Genomic DNA, 17,694 nt, shown 5'->3' on the forward strand with positions numbered 1-17,694 from the left:
CTTTAATCATACTCTACTACTAATTTATTTTTCAGAAACTTGCTCAAACAACATTTCTACTAAAACTTTATCACGTTTATATATATCTGGGAAGAAAAATGCATTGCCAGATGTATCAGCCCAAGCAGTGAAATAAACAATGTATACAGGTAACTGTTTTATTAACGGATACATTTTTTGAGTGTTGTGCTGCATTGCATCAATAGTTTGTTGCTCCGTCCAGCCGTAGTTTTCCTGCATCAATATAACAGCCAGTTCACAAGCTTTTTCAACTCTAATGCAACCATGACTAAAGGCTCTTTTTTCTTCATTAAAAAGTGTTTTTTGAGGAGTATCATGCAAATAGATGTTATTAGAATTAGGAAAAATGAATTTAACTCGACCTAATGCATTATTATCTCCAGGTTTCTGTCTGACCTTTCCATTAGACCATTCCATTTGGTGTTGTTTTAAGTAGTTTGGGTTCTTTTTTATTGCTGGTAAAATTTCATTTTTCAAAATACTTGAAGGAACATTCCAGTAAGGATTGAATATTATTTGTTTTAGTATTCCTGAAAAAACAACAGTTTTATTCATTTCCTTTCCTACTACTACTTTTGAGCTAAATACTAATTCATTATTTTTAAAATAAAACAGCATAAAAGAAGGAATATTTACAGCTATATAGTTTATTTCATGTTCTGGATTGATCCAGCGACATCTTTCCATATTTACTGCAATACTTTCAATTCTTTCTTTTACAGAAACATTTAAAGATGTTAGTAAAGCATTATTTATACTTGAATTCGGAATCATTCCGTGGTGTTCTTGATACATTATTATAGCCTTTTCTAACTCTTTTTCATATAATTTTGATTTTGAATCATTCGTTAAGTATCCCTCGATGAAAAGCCTGTGACGTATATCTTTAATTAAATCGCTAACGTCATTTGGTTTTACTTCTTCTTTGATTTCATGAGGTATTGAATCCCATCCGCCAGCCAAATCAATTTTACTATATTTTTGAAGTGCGGATTTTAATTGATAGTATTGATTAAAAAGTAGTTTTTTTTCAGGTATTAAATTTTCTTTACTGTCCGAAGTTAAAGTAAGCGATGTAATATAATTTTCTCTTTTACGAGGAAGTTTCCAACCTGTTTTTATGCTTTTATCAATACTTAAGCCATTAAAAACCTTATCGATATAGTAATAATAAAGGCACGTTAAAAGGATGTCATCTTGCTTTTTAGGTATCATCTTCTTTGAAACCTTAAAGAGTTTGTCAATTTCTTCCTGATAAGGAATTTCTTTAGGCAAACCTTCTTCACCAATTTTACAAGTTGCATTATACATAAGAACAGCAAACTCAGAGGTCTGATTTTCTTTGTACCAAAAAAAAGAATTATGATTCTTATATAATTCTTTTACTTCATCCTCATATAAAATATAAGCTTTGTGAGTTCTAAAAAAATTATTTATAGAAACAACATCTATTTCTTTTGAAGAAATGTCTTGAGATAACACTGAATTGGCATAAAAGGAAATAATAATTAAAAAACAGTAGATTTTCATTTTTAAAACTTTAATGTGATTAATTCAAAATCAAAAAAGCAATTAACTTGTTGCTTTTATATATACTGAATAGTATTAAAAAAAGCCTACAATTGCAGGCTTTTTTTCAATTTTGAAACCAATTATGATACTTTTATCTGTTTAACTGGTTCTTGAATACTAAGTTCGCTTTTAGGAAGTTTAAGTTTTAATACTCCATTTTCATACTTAGCATCAATTTTGTCTGTAAGTAAATTATCTGGCAAAGCAAAAGTGCGATGAAGAGAACTATATGAGAACTCTTTTGAAAGATAGTTTTCATCTTCTGTTTTGGTTTCTTCTTCTTTTTCGGCACTTATTGTTAAAATACCATTTTTCATTTCGATCTTAAAATCTTTTTTATCAAGTCCGGGTTCTGCTAACTCGATTTTAAACTCTTTTTTGTTTTCAACAATATTTGCTTCAGGCAAAATATTTTTGAAATTTAAATTAGGAAAACTACCTTCCAAATCAATTAAAAATCGATCTGTATTAAAAAAATCGTCGATGAATTTAGGGAATAATCTTCCGTTTCCGTTTCTTGTTCTTGTTGCTAATTGAGTCATAATGATTATATTTAAAAATTAAACAATAATTTATATGTCAAATTTAGCTTATTATTAGAGCGTAGTAAATGATTGGAATCAAATCCAAAGTTGATTTATATCAAGTAATTAACTTTCAAAATCTAAATAAAAAGGAGAATGCTTTTTTATTTTAATTTCTTAAACTACTTAACTTTTGTAAATTTAGAAGTATAATTTCGTTACGACTTTTGTCGATTAATCCTTCATTATCAAATTCAGTCAAAGTACGACTAACCGTTTCAGGTGCAGTTCCAGATAAATTAGCCAATTCGTTTCGAGTCAGATTAATATTATTGCCATTTATACAATGTTGTTTCTGAAAATTTAATAATGATTCCGCAATTCTTTTACGAACAGAAGAATAAGCCATTTGTAGTAATTGTTCTTCTTTCTCAACAATTTCATTAGAAAGTATTTTAATGAATTTGCTTGCCACATCTGGATATTGACTGATTAATTTTTCAATTTCATTTATAGAAAAAATACTGAGAATACAATCTTCAATCGCAATTGCATTATCTATATAATTTTCAGACAAAAAAATCATGTGAACACCAACAAATTCATCAACATTATATATTTTAGTGGTAAGTTCTCGCCCATCATCAGCAATTTTGGTGGTTTTAATTTTCCCTTTGTGAATTAGATAGATGTTTGTAGCTTTATCACCTTGATAATAAAGCACCTGTTTTTTTCGTACTGTTCTTAATTTTCGCTCTTCAATGATTTTGTTTAATTCGGGTAATCCATTAGAGGAAGTTACTAACTGCTCAATCTTATTTATTGTTTTACTGTAAAATTCTTCTTGTTGTTTTTTCTTCTTTAAACGAGTTTCAACTGCATTTAATAATTCTACATCATCAAATGGCTTTATTAAATAATCATCAGCACCCATTTCCATCCCTTTGCGTAAGTCTTGTTTTTGTGCTTTTGCAGTAATAAATATAAAAGGAATAGCATTGGTTTGTGAATATTTACTTAACATAAAGAGTACACCATAACCATCTAATTCATCCATCAAAATATCACACAAAATAATATCAGGCTCAATTTTTAAAGCCATTTCAACACCTATTTTTCCATTCAAAGCAGAATAAACCTTATAACCAGCAAGTTCCAAAATTTCAGAAATATTATCTCTCATTTCAAAATTGTCTTCGATAACTAATATTTTATCCATAATTATGAGATTTACAATAGTAAACTTTTCTTTTTAAAATCAGTTATGAGTCAAGATTTTCATTATACTATTTTGTTTGATGACTTATTACAAATTTAACAAAAAAACAATATAAGTCACTATAAAACAGTTGTTTGGTAAGTAATAAATGTTAAAACAATCATAATCCAAAATTAAACTTGCCGTATATCATTTTTTACAATGATTTGTATCATTATTTCACCTCATAAAGAGTAATACATTTACAAAGATTTTGAGTAACAACTATCCTATTTCTGGTAGTTTTTTAATAACAAATAAAAATTTTAAAAATGAAAAGTAATGAACAACTTCAAAAAGATGTGATGGATGCTCTTAAATGGGAACCACAACTTAATGCCACCGAAATTGGTGTGATAGTGCATGATGGGATTGTTTCCTTAACTGGCACTGTAGATAATTACAATAAGAAAATAGCAGCTGAGGCAGCCGTTAAAGATGTTTCAGGAGTTAAAGCAGTTGTCGAAAAAATTGAAGTGAGATATCCAACTGCACTCACTAAAACAGATGATCAAATTGCAGCTGATGTTTTAAAATCATTGGAAAATCATTGGAATGTTCCAGATGAGAGAATAAAAGTAAAAGTAGAACATGCTTGGGTGACACTTACTGGTGATGTTTCATGGAACTATCAGCGAGATGCTGCGAAGCGTGCAATTGAAAATATTCCTGGAGTTAAAGGTGTGTCCAACAATATTTTAATACGTTCTCAATATGTGAATGCACTTGAAAAAAGTATCATCGAAAAAGCCTTACGACGCCATTGGTCTATTAATGCTGATGATATTCATGTAGCTGTTAACGAGAATAGAGTTACATTAACAGGAAAGGTTAACTCTTTGTTTCAAAAAGAAGAGGCTGAAAAAATTGCATGGAAAACTCCCGGAGTTGTGTTTGTTGAAAATGACATTGTTATTGATTATAAATATGATTATGTAATTTAAAAAAATCGGGAGTAAACTCCCGATTTTTTTAAATCTTAATATAGCTTGGAACTGTTGCCAACAAATGACTGTTACAGTTTCTACTCAATAGTTTATGAAGAACTAATATAAAAATAATTGTCTATGTGTTTTTCTGCCACTGCTAGTTTTAGTGCCGGAACGGTTCTTACCGTGATAGCTTTTGCTTCCTTAAAAAGAACGACTAAACCTAAAGAGCGTTTTTTTGCTCTAATTCCTTTATTATTTGCGTTACAACAATTTGCAGAAGGGGTTTTATGGATTATTTTACCAAGTTCCGATTACACCCAATTAGAAAAAATATGCACTGGGCTCTTTATTATTATTGCTCAAATTGTATGGCCAATATGGGTTCCATTATCCATACAAAAGATTGAAAATAAAAAATTTTCAAGACAATTACTTACTTTTTTTACTGGTCTTGGGTTTATCATTTCTTTATGCTTAGCTTGGTGTTTTATCAATTACGAAGTAAAAGCAGAAATAGACGATTATCATATTTCCTATCATCAAATCTATCCTGATATTTTTAAAGGATACTTAGGCTATTTATATGTTTTAGTAACTATTATTCCTCCATTTCTATCTAGTTTCAAGAGAATGTGGCTATTAGGTTTAGCTATTTTGATTTCATATTTGGTTACTAAAATATTTTATGCCAATTATCTTATTTCGGTATGGTGCTTTTTTGCGGCAGGAATAAGTATAATTGTATATTTTGTATTGTCGGAAATAAAAGATAATGTAACTAGAATTTATTCAGAAGTGATAACTTAACAGTAGTTATGTTTTATCTCAAAAAAAAATTCAATATCAACCTAGAAACCAAGCACTTAATTGTGTATTGTTACTATTTTTATGGTTATAATAGAATAATTTACACTACTTTTAATAATAATTTATCCAAAATAAAGATGAACCCTAAAGAAAAAGCTGATTTCAAAGCCTTATCCAATGACAATTATTATTATAAAACAGCTTTGGACGCAGGCAATATTGTAGCCATCACAGATGAAAAAGGAACGATACAATATGTCAATGATAATTTCTGTAAAATTTCAAAATACACCAAAGAAGAGTTGATTGGTCAAAACCATCGAATTATAAATTCCGGTTATCATCCTCATACTTTTTTTATAAATCTTTGGCAAACTATTGGTCGTGGTATTATATGGAAAGGAGAAATAAAAAACAGAGCTAAAGACGGAACAATCTATTGGGTGGATACGACGATAGTTCCTTTTTTAAACGAAAAAAAGAAACCCTATAAATATCTTGCTATCCGGTCTGATATTACAGAAAGAAAACTAGGTATTGAGGCGCTCAAAAAAAGTGAAGAACGATACAGAGATATATTTTCTAATGCATTGGTGCCTATTCTTACAATGGATGCAACTACTTCAAAAGTTACGGAAGTCAACAACCCTGGAGTAGCGTTATTTGGGTATGAATCTAAAGACGATTTAATTAAAAACTTTGATTTAAAAACTCATTATGTTCATCCAATAGAGTTTAAAAAAAATATACTCATTATATTTGAAAATGGGGAATTAAGAAAGACACAACACATGAAAAAAAAAGATGGTAGTCTTTTTTGGTGTAGTACTTTTATTAAATTAAATGCAGAAAAAACAACAATACAAATTATCTTATTAGACGTAACTTCACAAATTGCCTTTCAAGAAGAACTTGAGACCCAAGTAACTCAAAGAACATTAGAACTTTCTGATTCTCTAACAAGGGAAAAAGAATTAAACGATATGAAATCTGAATTTGTAGGGTTTGCATCCCATGAATTCCGAACTCCTTTGGCAACTATTTTATCTAGTGCTTCGATATTAAAAAAACATACTGAAGATAGTAATCAGGAAAATATATCAAAACACCTCAATAGAATTACCTCATCAGTCAATCATCTTACCGCAATATTAAATGACTTTTTAACGTTAGAAAAACTTCGAAAAGGATTTGTAGATTTTGAAATAAATGAATTTAATTTTTCAGACTTTATGAAAGAAACTATTAATGAGTTTGAAGAATTAGCAAAAATCAATAAACAAATTATTAGTTATTCTCATAGTGGTGAATTAAATGTCAGTCAGTCGGTTAAAATATTAAAAAACATATTATTGAATCTTCTCTCTAATGCCAGTAAATATTCTGAAAATGGGAAAAAAATTATTATTTCTACAAGTATAAATGAAACAACAATAACTATCAATATTCAAGATCATGGCATAGGAATACCATTAAAAGATCAAAAGAAATTATTTACTGAATTTTACCGTGCAAGTAATGCTAGGAATATTCAAGGTACTGGTTTAGGACTAGTAATTGTAAAAAATTATGTAACCTTAATTGAAGGGTCTATTAGCTTCACTAGTGAGGTAAATAAAGGAACTGAATTTACTCTTTCAATTCCAAGATACCATTCAGAGTAGTTGTAATAAATAAGTTTTATCTGTACAACGGACTAGAAAAATAGTTAAAAAGGTATCTGTTTCTTTGGTTTAAAGTCATTTTTCCGGTTTGTTTTAAATAAATTCTGATTTTAACAAAGCGATGGTCTTCAGACAATTTATTAAATAATTCTTTTTTAGCATCAGTTGGTCCGAAGAGAAGTACTTTATCATACTTTGAAATGATAGATGTTATTTTTTTGAAATAATCTGCTTTGCATTGATCAGCAATTAAATGTAAGTGTTTTTCTCCTCTTTCCTTAGACTTAAGTTTTGATTTGAATTTTGATTCTATTGTCTCTATCTCATGTGTATTTTCTGAAAATTCCATGATACGTGCTGATGAATAATCCATCCAAACACCGAGTTTTTTTGTTGTGGCCATGGTTATTAAAATTTAATAATATCAGTATTTATTCTTTTCTTTCTTTTTTATTTTTTTTCTTAAAATAGCTTTTCAATAAAAAATTGTCCTTAGCTGCCTCTTCAAGTTCTTTAAACTCTTCGACTCTTTTTTCAATATTAATTAAAGTCGAATCGAGTGATTTTGCCAATTTTGGATTGTTTATTAGTTTAGATAAAACCGTTTCGTCATTATTTATTTTTGATGTGAATTTCACTAATTCATTGGAGCTAATTTCCAAATTGCGTATCGTTTTGTTAAAAGCAGGAACAATTGTATCGTTGTATAAAATTTGAGATATCATATTATTTTTATCATTTAATTTAGTTGTTAAACTACTAATATCATCTGAGCTTTTTTGCAAATTATAAATACTTTTTTCCAAACTATTTGCCCAATCTTTATCGGTAAAAGCTTTGTCAATAACTCCATTTTTGTCATTCAATTTAGGTGTAAATTCTGCAATTTCAGTAACACTCACTTTAAGGTTACTGATAATATTGTCTATTTTGAACGCAAAATCTTGATTCGTCAATATTTTATAAAGTAGCCCATTTTTATCATTCATCTTATTACTAAATTGAACGAATTGATCGGTAATTATTTTTGCATTATCGGCACTTACTTTAACACTAGACAAAATGTCTTCAATTTCAATTACTTTGAAAGAAGCTATAATATCATTATCATTTACCATGGTATTAGAAGTAGTTCCTGGCGTTATAATAAGCACTTTGTCGCCAACTAAACCATCAGAACCTATACTAGCAATAGCATCAGTTTTAATGTATTGCTGCACATCTTTTCTAATGAGTAATTTTACTAAAACTAATGAGTCTGAAATGAAATCAATTTTGTTAACTGTTCCAATATTAATACCCGAAAGTCTAACATTACTGCCTTGTTTTAACCCACTAACATCTTTAAATTCAGATCGCAAAACAAAGTTGGAACCAAATAAATTTCTGTTTAACCCAATAAAATATATGGTTACAGCAAAAAGCAGTACTCCTAAAGTGATAAAAACACCTAATTTCCAATTTCCTGATGATTCGTTACTCATAATTTATCTAACTTATTTTTCAAAAAAGGATTTTACCCAATTATCTGTATTATTTTCAATTTCATTAAAACTGCCTTCAGTTTTAATGATTCCATCTTTAAGAATAATAATTCTATCACCCGTATATTTTGCACAAGTTAAATCGTGAGTTATGATGATTGAAGTGGTATTATATTTTAATTTTATGCTTTGTATGAGTTCAATAATTTCCCGAGCAGTTATTGTGTCTAAACCAGCTGTTGGTTCATCATAAATTATAATTTCAGGTTTATTTATTAAAGCTCTTGCTAACCCTATTCTTTTTCTCATTCCACCAGATAATTCTGCTGGCATTTTATCAATGGCTTCTTCAAGCCCTACATTTTTTAATGCTTCTATAATAGCGAGATTTACTTCATTTTCTTCTAAGTTTTTATTGTTGTGTTGCAACGTAAAAGCCAAATTTTTCTTTACAGTCATAGAATCATATAAAGCTCCGTTTTGAAATAGAAATCCTATTTTCATTCTGATTTGATTAAGATCATGTTCATTTAGCTTTGTAATATCATTACCCATTACTATTATTTCGCCTTTGTCAACCTTAGTTAGTCCAACTAAACATTTAACAGCAACCGATTTACCTGAACCCGATCTACCCAATATTACAAGATTTTCACCTTTGTTAATAGAAAAGCTAATTCCGTTTAACACTTTATTGTCGCCATAGGATTTGTAAACATTTTTAAATGTTATTAAAGGCTCATTTATTGCAGACTTCTCGTGAGTGAGTAAAGAATTTTCTTTTAGTTTCATAATAAATCAAAAAAACAAATCGGTTACTTGTACTGCTATCATATCAATAATAAAAATAGTAAGAGAAGCCGAAACAACAGCAGAATTGGCTGCCTTTCCCACACTTTCCGTACCACTTGAAGCATTAAAACCTTCGTAACAACCAATTATTCCAATAAAAAATCCAAAAAAGAACGTTTTTATAGTGGCTGGTAAAACATCAACATATTCTAAAGATTCAAATACTTGAGAAAAAAAGCGAGATATATTAACCTCGTTATGCATATTTACACCGACATAACCACCTATAATTCCAATTAAATCGGCATAAATAACTAATATAGGAATCATTAATGTAGTAGCTAAAGTTCGGGTTACTACTAGATATCTATATGGATTTATTGCCGACACTTCCATCGCATCAATTTGTTCAGTTACTTTCATAGAACCTAACTCTGCTCCTATACCAGAAGAAATTCTTCCGGCACAAATTAATGCTGTTATTACGGGAGCAATTTCTCTAATTAATGATAAGGAAACCATTCCAGGAATCCACGATTCTGCACCAAACTTTGCCATTGCTGGCCTTGATTGTATGGTCAATACTAATCCCATTATAAATCCGGTTATGGTTACTAAGGGCAACGATTTGTATCCTATCACATAACACTGATGTATAAACTCTTTAAACTCAAATCCAGATTTAAAAATTTCTTTAAAAAAGAGATAAGAGAATTTGGCAATATTGCCTACGAGGCTAAAACTTGTTTTAAAATAAATTTCCAATTTTTAAAGTTTATAGTTCTATTACAATTCGTTTTTAGTAGCCTCCCCTTTTTCCCATTTATTAATGTTAAAAAATGTAGTTTGGGCGATTTCTGTTAATGCTTCTCTGGTTAGGAATGCCTGATGTCCAGTTATTATAACATTTTTATGATTTCGCAATGCATCAAATTCAGCATCAATAATTACATTGTTTAGGTGATTACGAAAAAAAATATCATGTTCCTTTTCATAAACATCTAAGCCTGCTCCTGCTATGGTTTGATTTTCTAATGCTATCAATAAATCACTTGTTTTTATAATGCTACCGCGAGCCGTATTGATAAGTAACATTCCTTTTTTCATCAGTCCAAAAAGCTTACTATTGAACATATAGCGAGTTGAAGGCAGTAATGGGCAATGTATTGAAATTACATCTGCTTGTTGACAAATATCTTCTATTGATGTATAGATTATTCCGGTTTTTAATTGTAGTTCTTTATTTTCAACTGGATCAAAACCTAATAATCGACAACCAAAACCTTTCATAATAGTAGCAAATACAGCACCTATGTTTCCAGTTCCTACTATTCCTATTGTTTTTTGATGTAAGTCGAAACTTACAAGCTCATCCAGTGAAAAATTATTGAGTTTCATTAGTTTTTGCCCTAAAACTAACTTTCTATTTACAGCGAGTAACAACGTTACTGCATGTTCTGCTGTTGCATAAGGAGAATAATTTGGAACATTAGCTACTTTTATACCTAATTCTTTAGCTTTTGATAGATTAATGTGGTCGTATCCAACAGAGCGCAATGCAATATATCGAACGCCATTATGAAATAATTCATTTAGTACCTCAGCAGACAAATCATCAGAAGTAAATGCAATAATTGCATTACAATCCTTTGCTAATTTAGCTGTATTTAGTTTTAAAGAATAAGCAGAGAAAATTAACTCATGCTGATTATTGGCCTCTTTCAGTAAAAAGGGTTTTTCAAAACGATGCGTACTATAAACAAATATTTTCATTTCAATAAAAATTTATATTTTATTTTTTTGCTTTTCTATATACCAAGAGAGGTGTTTTGGTTATAAAAGAAAGCTCTGCAGATTGACTATTATTAAGTAAACGATCAAACCATTTTCTATTTTGTTTTGAGGTAAATGAATAGGACAATTTTTATTTGAAACAAAATTTACTGCATTTTCTGCTTCATTTTTTTTATAATAATTGTCAACTATACCCGATAAGGTCACTATGCCATCTTCTGCAATTACACCAATTTCTACATCATTTAATTGTGGCTCCCATTTGAGTGCTTCTTGCACTTTTTTTTGTAAAATTTCATCTGTTTTCATAATGGTTTGTTTTAATATTTCATGATATAGAAATTTAGATATTACTGTTTTTCAATAAATCCTTCTTCAATCATTTTTTTTCGAATGACAAGAGCAATTTCATCTGTTAACTTTTTTACACCAATTGGATCGTATGTTTCTGTGATTCCAGACCATATTATTTTATCATCAGGAATAGAATAAATTACTGTTTCAATTATGAATTTTTTAGTTACTGTATAATATCCTGGTGTACTATAATGAACCCAACCTCTGTAATAATAACCAACAAAGCCACTATAATAAGTAGGATACATATAGTGTTGTTCTGGCGTGTATATTTTTTCTTTATCTACATCAATCAGGCGCATAGTAATTGCAGCGTCAAAACCATCCTTTTTAATTTTATTTCGTATTGCTTCTTCATTTTTTGGATTAATCTCGTCATTTAAATAACTGTAAGAAGTAATACCTTTTCCATGTAGATAAGTTACCATTTCATCTTCAGCACGACGTCTATTGGTATCGCTTTGCAATAAAGCTACTACGAGAACTTTATTCCAGTCACCTGAGCGAATTTGCTTATTAGGATCTCTCCAACTACTTGTTATCCTTGTAGAACTACAGGAGTTTATTAGCATAATCAAAAAAATAAACAGTAAATAATACCCTTTTGAACTTATATTTTTTTTGTTGTAATTATAAATTGGAGATTTCATAATAGCGATTTTTACTTTTGATTTATTTAATTCACATTATTTTCGAGTATACTAATAGCAATAATATCCTTTCAAAGTTCCTTAAATACCTTTTAATAATTTATGACGTGCATCAGTATGAAATATGACACTAATCATTTGATAGTGTGCTATATAATAAGGGCTTGCCTAATTGGAAATGAATCTTTGTTAGACATAATTATTTATTAAAAGTAAATCCATAATCGCTCTATTGCATTAATGCTAAAGGAATTTTAGCTTTAATATTTATATCACGTTGTGCAAGTAAGCTTAATTTTTCATCGATATGTTTTTCATTAATGGAAGCATCGTGAAGCTTTAAAGAAATATCGTTTAATTCAAGTAATTGTGACCATGTAGCAACTGTACCATAATTACTTATTTTTATATGATTTACAGTTTGTATGCTCGATAACAAATAAGCATCAAGAATCTCTGAACTGCAGTTTTCAAGTCTCCAATTTACTTCCGATAAATAATAGCTTAGGAAGAATTCATTCTTATTAAAATCTTCTTCGATTTCAGATGAGAGATAATTTTTAAGATTATCAGCATGATGAGTCACACGATACAAATAATCACGTAATGAGTTTTTTAACATTAAGTTATGTGTTTTATCAATCCAAACTGGAAGAAATTCCATTAGCTTTTGTTCAATGCCAAGTAAAGTAACCAATTCGTGGTTTAACAATTGGACCAATGTGGTAATTTTTGTATTAGTTTCCATAGTATTAAAATTAAGATTCTCAAAATTAATTAGTATTGATAGTCAAAAACAATGACGGTGGTCATATATAGTAATGTCTTACATCACAATCTAATTCCTTTATACCTTTTAATTTTGTAAATAAAAATGAACCAAAATGCAGAAAACAACAGATTTTATTTTAGATTTTGTAATCTCAATAAGTATTGCAATTACAGCATGTGTGGGTTTGTTACAGCCTGATTTTTATAATTTGGAAACAGAAAATTGGCAGACACAAACAACTGGACAAGATTTGGTTAACTTATTATTGATTGTTCCTTCTTTATTGATAGCTTCTTGGCTTACATTAAAAAGAAATAGTTGGGCAATTATGATTAAACCAGGGATTTTATTGTATATAACTTATACTTTTACTATTTACTGTTTCGAAATCCATTACAACTCACTTTTTCTTTTATATTGTTTAATTTTAAGTCTTTCATTTTATAGACTAGTAATTTTTATGTATAATAATTTCAATAAGATTGGAATAACAGGAACTAAAACAATCGCAACAAAAATCACCGCTTTTTATTTTCTTATTATAGCAATATTTTTTTATGCACTTTGGCTATCAGAGATAATTCAATCATCAATAGAAGGTAACTTACCCAAGAGTTTAATTAATACTGGACTTTTTACCAATGCCGTTCAAGTAATGGATTTGGCTTTTTTATTACCAGGCGTTATTATTGTGGGTATTCTTCTTTTAAAACAATCATATCTTGGTTTTCTAATTACTCCAGCACTACTTACTTTCTTCGTTCTAATGGATATTACTATCGCCACACTAACTTTTATTATGTATTTTAATAAAATTGAAACAAACTTATCTGTTGTAGTATTAATGGCGCTTCTTGATGCATTTAGTTTTGCGCTTTTAATTTGGTTTCTTAAGGAAAATGCGCCTATACATAAGATAACAGAAGTGAAAGTGGATAAAAAAGATAGTGAAATAAGCATATAAGAATGTCATAAATAACAATTTCAGACAAATAATAAAACGACAAAAGTCTCGATTTTTCAACCGAGACTTCTGCTTAATACGCATTTGAAACTGTAATTTATCTCCTTATTCTAATTTTGTATCCTAAAGGATATAATCAAAACTAGTTGGAAAACTATACTTCATTTCTGACATAAATTTTAAAACTTTCCTTTTGGAAAATTAATTGTACAAATGTCTTTAACACGCATTAACTTGTAATGGTTCAACAATCTAGTTAAGAACGTATTTCTACACCAAAGATAGTACTAGTAGTATTTATAGAATATGATGGTCGTCACGTTGTATAATGATTGTAATCAATATCAAATAAATTTATTGTTGTAAATCCGTATTATTTTTTAAAAGACTTATATCATTTGCAAAATTTAATAAAAAGAATAAGAGACAATAATAAATCAGAAAATATAGACAGAACTATCCAAAGTAGTTCCTTACCTTTACAATACAAGCCAGAAATATATTATATAGTAGCAAATATTTATTCGCTTTTCCTAAGAATATTTCCATTAGGTTAGTATTCTCTTGAAACTGAAAAAACACCTCAAATAACCTCATAAAATTGCTCTTTGCACATTATCAAAGTTATATTGGAACCATAAATGTCCAATTAATATTATTAGAAAATGACTAATTGGTTATAATATCACATTATGTGAAAATAAAATTATTTTTTTATGACTAGAATAATTACAGTTACATTCAGTCCTTGTATTGATAAAAATACTACTGTTCCAATATTGGTTCCAGAAAAAAAAATGCACTGCACTGAATTAAAATCAGAACCAGGTGGTGGAGGAATTAATGTAGCAAGAGTATTGAACATTCTTGGTGGTGATGTTACTGCTATTTTTCCGTCTGGTGGCTGCTCAGGTGTTCATTTAAATCAACTTTTATATAAAGAAAAAGTACCTTTTATACCTATTCAATGCCAAAGTGAAACAAGGGAAAATTTTGCAATTTTTGAAGAGTCAACAAAAAAACAGTTTCGTTTTGGGATGCCAGGTAATGAACTATTAAAAAATGAATGGCTGGAATGTTTGAAAGTTATCGAAAATGAAAAAAATGTAGATTTCATTGTTGCTAGTGGAAGTTTACCTTTGGGAGTTCCACTTAATATTTATGGGCAATTATCAAAAATCGCTAAAAAGAATGATGCAAAATTCATTGTAGACACTTCTGGTGATGCTTTAAAAGAAGCTGTCGATGAAGGGGTTTATCTGCTAAAACCCAATCTCGAAGAATTAGGTTTTTTAGTAGGTATTGATAATCTAAAAATTGAAGGTGTTGAAGATGCAGCCAAAGAACTAATCCATAAAAACCAATGCGAAATAATCGTGACATCATTAGGTGAAAAAGGAGCAATATTGGTTACAAAACAAAAGACACTTCATATTAAACCTCCAAAAATAATAGTAAAAAGTACCATTGGTGCTGGTGATAGTATGGTTGCTGGAATTGTATTTGGGCTGTCAAATGGAGAAAATCTGGAAAAATCGTTGCACTATGGAATAGCCTGTGGAACAGCTGCGACTATGAATTTAGGTTCCCAATTATGCAAGAAAAAAGATGTGGAAATGTTGCTTAAAATTCTAAAATGATGCTTGTAAAATAGCTCAATAAAACCTACATTTTCAAGCACTTAACAAGAGTACATCACTGTATATCAAATATGGATATTGATAAATATCATGTTCTAAGAATTTTTAAAAAAATATCTTTGTGTTATGAAAAGAATTATATATTTAATTACTGTCTTTTTTCTTTTTGCCTGTCAGGATAAAGGGCAAAGAATAAAACCTACATTAGGACCTATTTCCGAATCCATTTATGCTTCTGGAATCGTAAAAAGTGAAAACCAATATGAAGTATATTCTCCAGTAAATGGAATTATCGATTCCATCTACGTTTCTGAAGGAGATACAATTAACAAAGGAAATATAATATTATCAATATCAAGTAAAGTGCCGCGCCTTAATGAGGAAAACGCTAAGCTCACTGCTGCGTATTCAGATATAGAGGCTAACTTGGGTAAATTAAAAGAAGCTAAATTACTTATTGATTTATCTAAAAATAAGATGAAAAATGATTCCCTAATGTATTTTAGGCAGAAAAATCTTTGGCAACAGAAAATAGGATCTAAAGCAGAATTGGAACAGAAAGAGCTTTCCTATCAAAACTCTAAAACGAGTTATTATTCCTCGATAGTAAGATATAATGACCTTAAAAGACAATTGAATTTTAATGCATCCCAATCAAAAAAGAATCTTTTAATTTCTGGAAAAATTGCTGACGATTATTGGTTAAAAAGTGAAACGAATGGTATTGTCTATAGTCTCAATAAAGAGAAAGGAGAGATTGTAAATACACAAACCCCACTTGCTGTTGTTGGAGATGCAAAAAATTTCATCCTAGAACTACAAGTAGATGAATATGACATCTTTAAAATTCATAAAGGCTTATCAGTAAAGGTAACATTGGATAGTTATAAAGGAAAAGTATTTGAAGCCATTTTGACCAAGATAAATCCTCTTATGAATGAACGCACCAGAACTTTTTTAGTAGAAGCAAATTTTTTGAATCCACCCCACCAACTATATCCAAATATTTCTTTTGAAGCCAATATTATACTAGAAACAAAAAATAAAGCACTACTCCTACCAAGAAACTATGTCTTAAACGATTCGATTGTTTTTAAAAGTAACGGCGAGAAGGTCATAGTAAAAACAGGGTTGAAAGACTATCAGAAAATCGAAATAATTTCAGGAATTACTGCACAAGATGAATTAATACCTCCTACACCATGAATTACAAACTCATTGCAAGCATTTCGATTTCACTACTAATGGCCAGATGGCGGCAAACCTTAGTGGCGGCCATTGGTGTGACATTTAGTATCACAATGTTTGTTGGATTATTGAGTTTTATGTCTGGCTTAAATGATATGCTCGACGGACTAATCCTAAACCGTACGGCTCACATCCGACTGTACAAAGAAATAAAGCCATCGAAACAACAACCGATTGACATTTCTAACGAATTTAAAAATTACCACAATTTTATCCGATCGGTAAAACCAAAAAATGAACGACTGGAACTATATGATGCAGCTGGAATTATGAACGCCTTAAAAAATGATGAACGAGTGGTAGGCGTTGTTCCTAAGGTAACGACACAAGTTTTTTATAATGTGGGTGCGTTAGATATCAATGGTATTATTGATGGTATTGACGCAGCTGAAGAGAGTCGTTTGTTTCAATTTAAAGACTATGTCGTGGATGGAAACTATCTTGACCTTAAGAATACACCCAACAGTATTATACTTGGTAAGGGTGTTGCCGAAAAAATGATGGTACAATTGGGAGATGTCATAGTAGTAACCACATCTAAAGGAGAACAAATATCATTAAAAGTGGTTGGTCTTTTCCAATCAGGAATTAGGGATATTGATATTGTGCAAAGCTATTGCTCGCTTAATACGACTCAGAGGCTTCTTGGAGAATCATCAACTTATATTACCGATATTCAAGTGAAGCTTAAAGATGTTTCACTTGCACCTTTAATTGCTAAAGAGTATGAAAATGTTTTCCATTTAGATGCACTCGACATACAAACAGCAAATGCTCAATTTGAAACAGGGAGTTTTATCAGGACACTTATTTCGTATTCGGTGGGAATCACATTGTTGATAGTGGCAGGTTTTGGTATTTATAATATTCTGAACATGATGATTTATGAAAAAATGGATTCAATTGCCATCCTTAAAGCAACTGGATTTTCAGGAAAAGACGTTAATGCTATTTTCATTTTAATTGCCTCAACAATAGGAATTGTTGGTGGTATATTTGGTTTAGCATTCGGACTAGGATTGTCTGTTATCATAGATCATGTACCCTTCAATACTGCTTCGTTGCCTGCCATCAAAACATATCCCATTAATTACAATCCGAAAATCTATTTAATTGGGCTTTCGTTCTCAATAGTAACTACTTATTTCGCAGGTTATTTTCCTGCAAGAAGAGCCAGTAAAATAGATCCAGTTATCATCATTAGAGGAAAATAAA

At 29.7% G+C, this 17,694-nt stretch carries 18 protein-coding genes; 7 read left to right on the forward strand and 11 right to left on the reverse strand.

Going from position 1 to position 17,694, the window contains the following annotated elements:
* Positions 1–24: 24 nt before the first annotated feature.
* The 3 genes from BMX42_RS00765 to BMX42_RS00775 all read right to left on the reverse strand — a co-directional run bounded on the left by BMX42_RS00765 (position 25) and on the right by BMX42_RS00775 (position 3,336).
* Complete coding sequence (locus BMX42_RS00765) at positions 25–1,551, reverse strand: L,D-transpeptidase family protein (RefSeq protein WP_091306908.1); 1,527 nt, start codon at positions 1,549–1,551, stop codon at positions 25–27.
* A gap of 122 nt (positions 1,552–1,673) precedes the next feature.
* Positions 1,674–2,135, reverse strand: coding sequence for an Hsp20/alpha crystallin family protein (locus BMX42_RS00770; protein ID WP_091306910.1), 462 nt, complete (start codon positions 2,133–2,135; stop codon positions 1,674–1,676).
* 151 nt (positions 2,136–2,286) lie between these two features.
* Positions 2,287–3,336, reverse strand: coding sequence for a response regulator (locus BMX42_RS00775; RefSeq protein WP_091306914.1), 1,050 nt, complete (start codon positions 3,334–3,336; stop codon positions 2,287–2,289).
* A 311-nt stretch (positions 3,337–3,647) separates the two neighbouring features.
* On the opposite strand from BMX42_RS00775, the gene BMX42_RS00780 reads away from it, so the two are divergent.
* The 3 genes from BMX42_RS00780 (at position 3,648) to BMX42_RS00790 (ending at position 6,778) form a co-directional block, all read left to right on the forward strand.
* Positions 3,648–4,319, forward strand: coding sequence for a BON domain-containing protein (locus BMX42_RS00780; protein ID WP_091306917.1), 672 nt, complete (start codon positions 3,648–3,650; stop codon positions 4,317–4,319).
* 123 nt (positions 4,320–4,442) lie between these two features.
* Positions 4,443–5,114: a DUF6629 family protein gene (locus BMX42_RS00785; protein ID WP_091306921.1), complete on the forward strand. Its 672-nt coding sequence runs from the start codon at positions 4,443–4,445 to the stop codon at positions 5,112–5,114.
* Positions 5,115–5,251: 137 nt separating this feature from the next.
* Positions 5,252–6,778 (forward strand): PAS domain-containing sensor histidine kinase, encoded by a 1,527-nt coding sequence (locus tag BMX42_RS00790; RefSeq protein WP_177169091.1) that lies wholly within the window; start codon positions 5,252–5,254, stop codon positions 6,776–6,778.
* 16 nt (positions 6,779–6,794) lie between these two features.
* Here the strand turns inward: BMX42_RS00790 and BMX42_RS00795 are convergent, their stop codons facing one another.
* The 8 genes from BMX42_RS00795 to BMX42_RS00830 form a co-directional block, all read right to left on the reverse strand.
* The gene (locus BMX42_RS00795) at positions 6,795–7,181 is read right to left on the reverse strand and encodes a hypothetical protein (RefSeq protein ID WP_091306927.1); all 387 of its coding nucleotides are present in this window, start codon (positions 7,179–7,181) and stop codon (positions 6,795–6,797) included.
* 28 nt (positions 7,182–7,209) lie between these two features.
* Positions 7,210–8,262, reverse strand: coding sequence for an MlaD family protein (locus tag BMX42_RS00800; protein WP_091306930.1), 1,053 nt, complete (start codon positions 8,260–8,262; stop codon positions 7,210–7,212).
* A 12-nt stretch (positions 8,263–8,274) separates the two neighbouring features.
* The gene (locus BMX42_RS00805) at positions 8,275–9,054 is read right to left on the reverse strand and encodes an ABC transporter ATP-binding protein (RefSeq protein WP_091306934.1); all 780 of its coding nucleotides are present in this window, start codon (positions 9,052–9,054) and stop codon (positions 8,275–8,277) included.
* A 6-nt stretch (positions 9,055–9,060) separates the two neighbouring features.
* Complete coding sequence (locus tag BMX42_RS00810) at positions 9,061–9,819, reverse strand: MlaE family ABC transporter permease (RefSeq protein ID WP_091306937.1); 759 nt, start codon at positions 9,817–9,819, stop codon at positions 9,061–9,063.
* 21 nt (positions 9,820–9,840) lie between these two features.
* Complete coding sequence (locus tag BMX42_RS00815; protein WP_091306942.1) at positions 9,841–10,827, reverse strand: 2-hydroxyacid dehydrogenase; 987 nt, start codon at positions 10,825–10,827, stop codon at positions 9,841–9,843.
* Positions 10,828–10,887: 60 nt separating this feature from the next.
* Entirely contained in the window at positions 10,888–11,157 is a 270-nt protein-coding gene (locus BMX42_RS00820; RefSeq protein WP_091306946.1) for a BON domain-containing protein, read from the reverse strand.
* A gap of 41 nt (positions 11,158–11,198) precedes the next feature.
* Positions 11,199–11,777, reverse strand: coding sequence for a hypothetical protein (locus tag BMX42_RS00825; protein ID WP_143055576.1), 579 nt, complete (start codon positions 11,775–11,777; stop codon positions 11,199–11,201).
* A gap of 307 nt (positions 11,778–12,084) precedes the next feature.
* On the reverse strand, positions 12,085–12,603 hold the full coding sequence (locus tag BMX42_RS00830; protein WP_091306952.1) for a DUF892 family protein: 519 nt from the start codon (positions 12,601–12,603) through the stop codon (positions 12,085–12,087).
* A gap of 136 nt (positions 12,604–12,739) precedes the next feature.
* Here BMX42_RS00830 and BMX42_RS00835 point away from each other — a divergent pair, with 136 nt between their 5' ends.
* The 4 genes from BMX42_RS00835 (at position 12,740) to BMX42_RS00850 (ending at position 17,693) form a co-directional block, all read left to right on the forward strand.
* A complete protein-coding gene (locus tag BMX42_RS00835) occupies positions 12,740–13,591 on the forward strand; it encodes a hypothetical protein (RefSeq protein ID WP_091306956.1) in 852 nt (283 codons plus the stop codon).
* A gap of 716 nt (positions 13,592–14,307) precedes the next feature.
* Entirely contained in the window at positions 14,308–15,231 is a 924-nt protein-coding gene (locus tag BMX42_RS00840) for a 1-phosphofructokinase family hexose kinase (protein WP_091306960.1), read from the forward strand.
* A 126-nt stretch (positions 15,232–15,357) separates the two neighbouring features.
* The gene (locus tag BMX42_RS00845) at positions 15,358–16,437 is read left to right on the forward strand and encodes an efflux RND transporter periplasmic adaptor subunit (RefSeq protein ID WP_091306964.1); all 1,080 of its coding nucleotides are present in this window, start codon (positions 15,358–15,360) and stop codon (positions 16,435–16,437) included.
* Complete coding sequence (locus BMX42_RS00850) at positions 16,434–17,693, forward strand: ABC transporter permease (protein WP_091306968.1); 1,260 nt, start codon at positions 16,434–16,436, stop codon at positions 17,691–17,693. Before BMX42_RS00845 ends, BMX42_RS00850 begins: the two co-directional genes overlap by 4 nt.
* The last annotated feature ends 1 nt before the right edge of the window (position 17,694 follow it).

The organism is Flavobacterium terrigena, assembly GCF_900108955.1.
Taxonomy (GTDB): Bacteria; Bacteroidota; Bacteroidia; order Flavobacteriales; family Flavobacteriaceae; genus Flavobacterium; species Flavobacterium terrigena.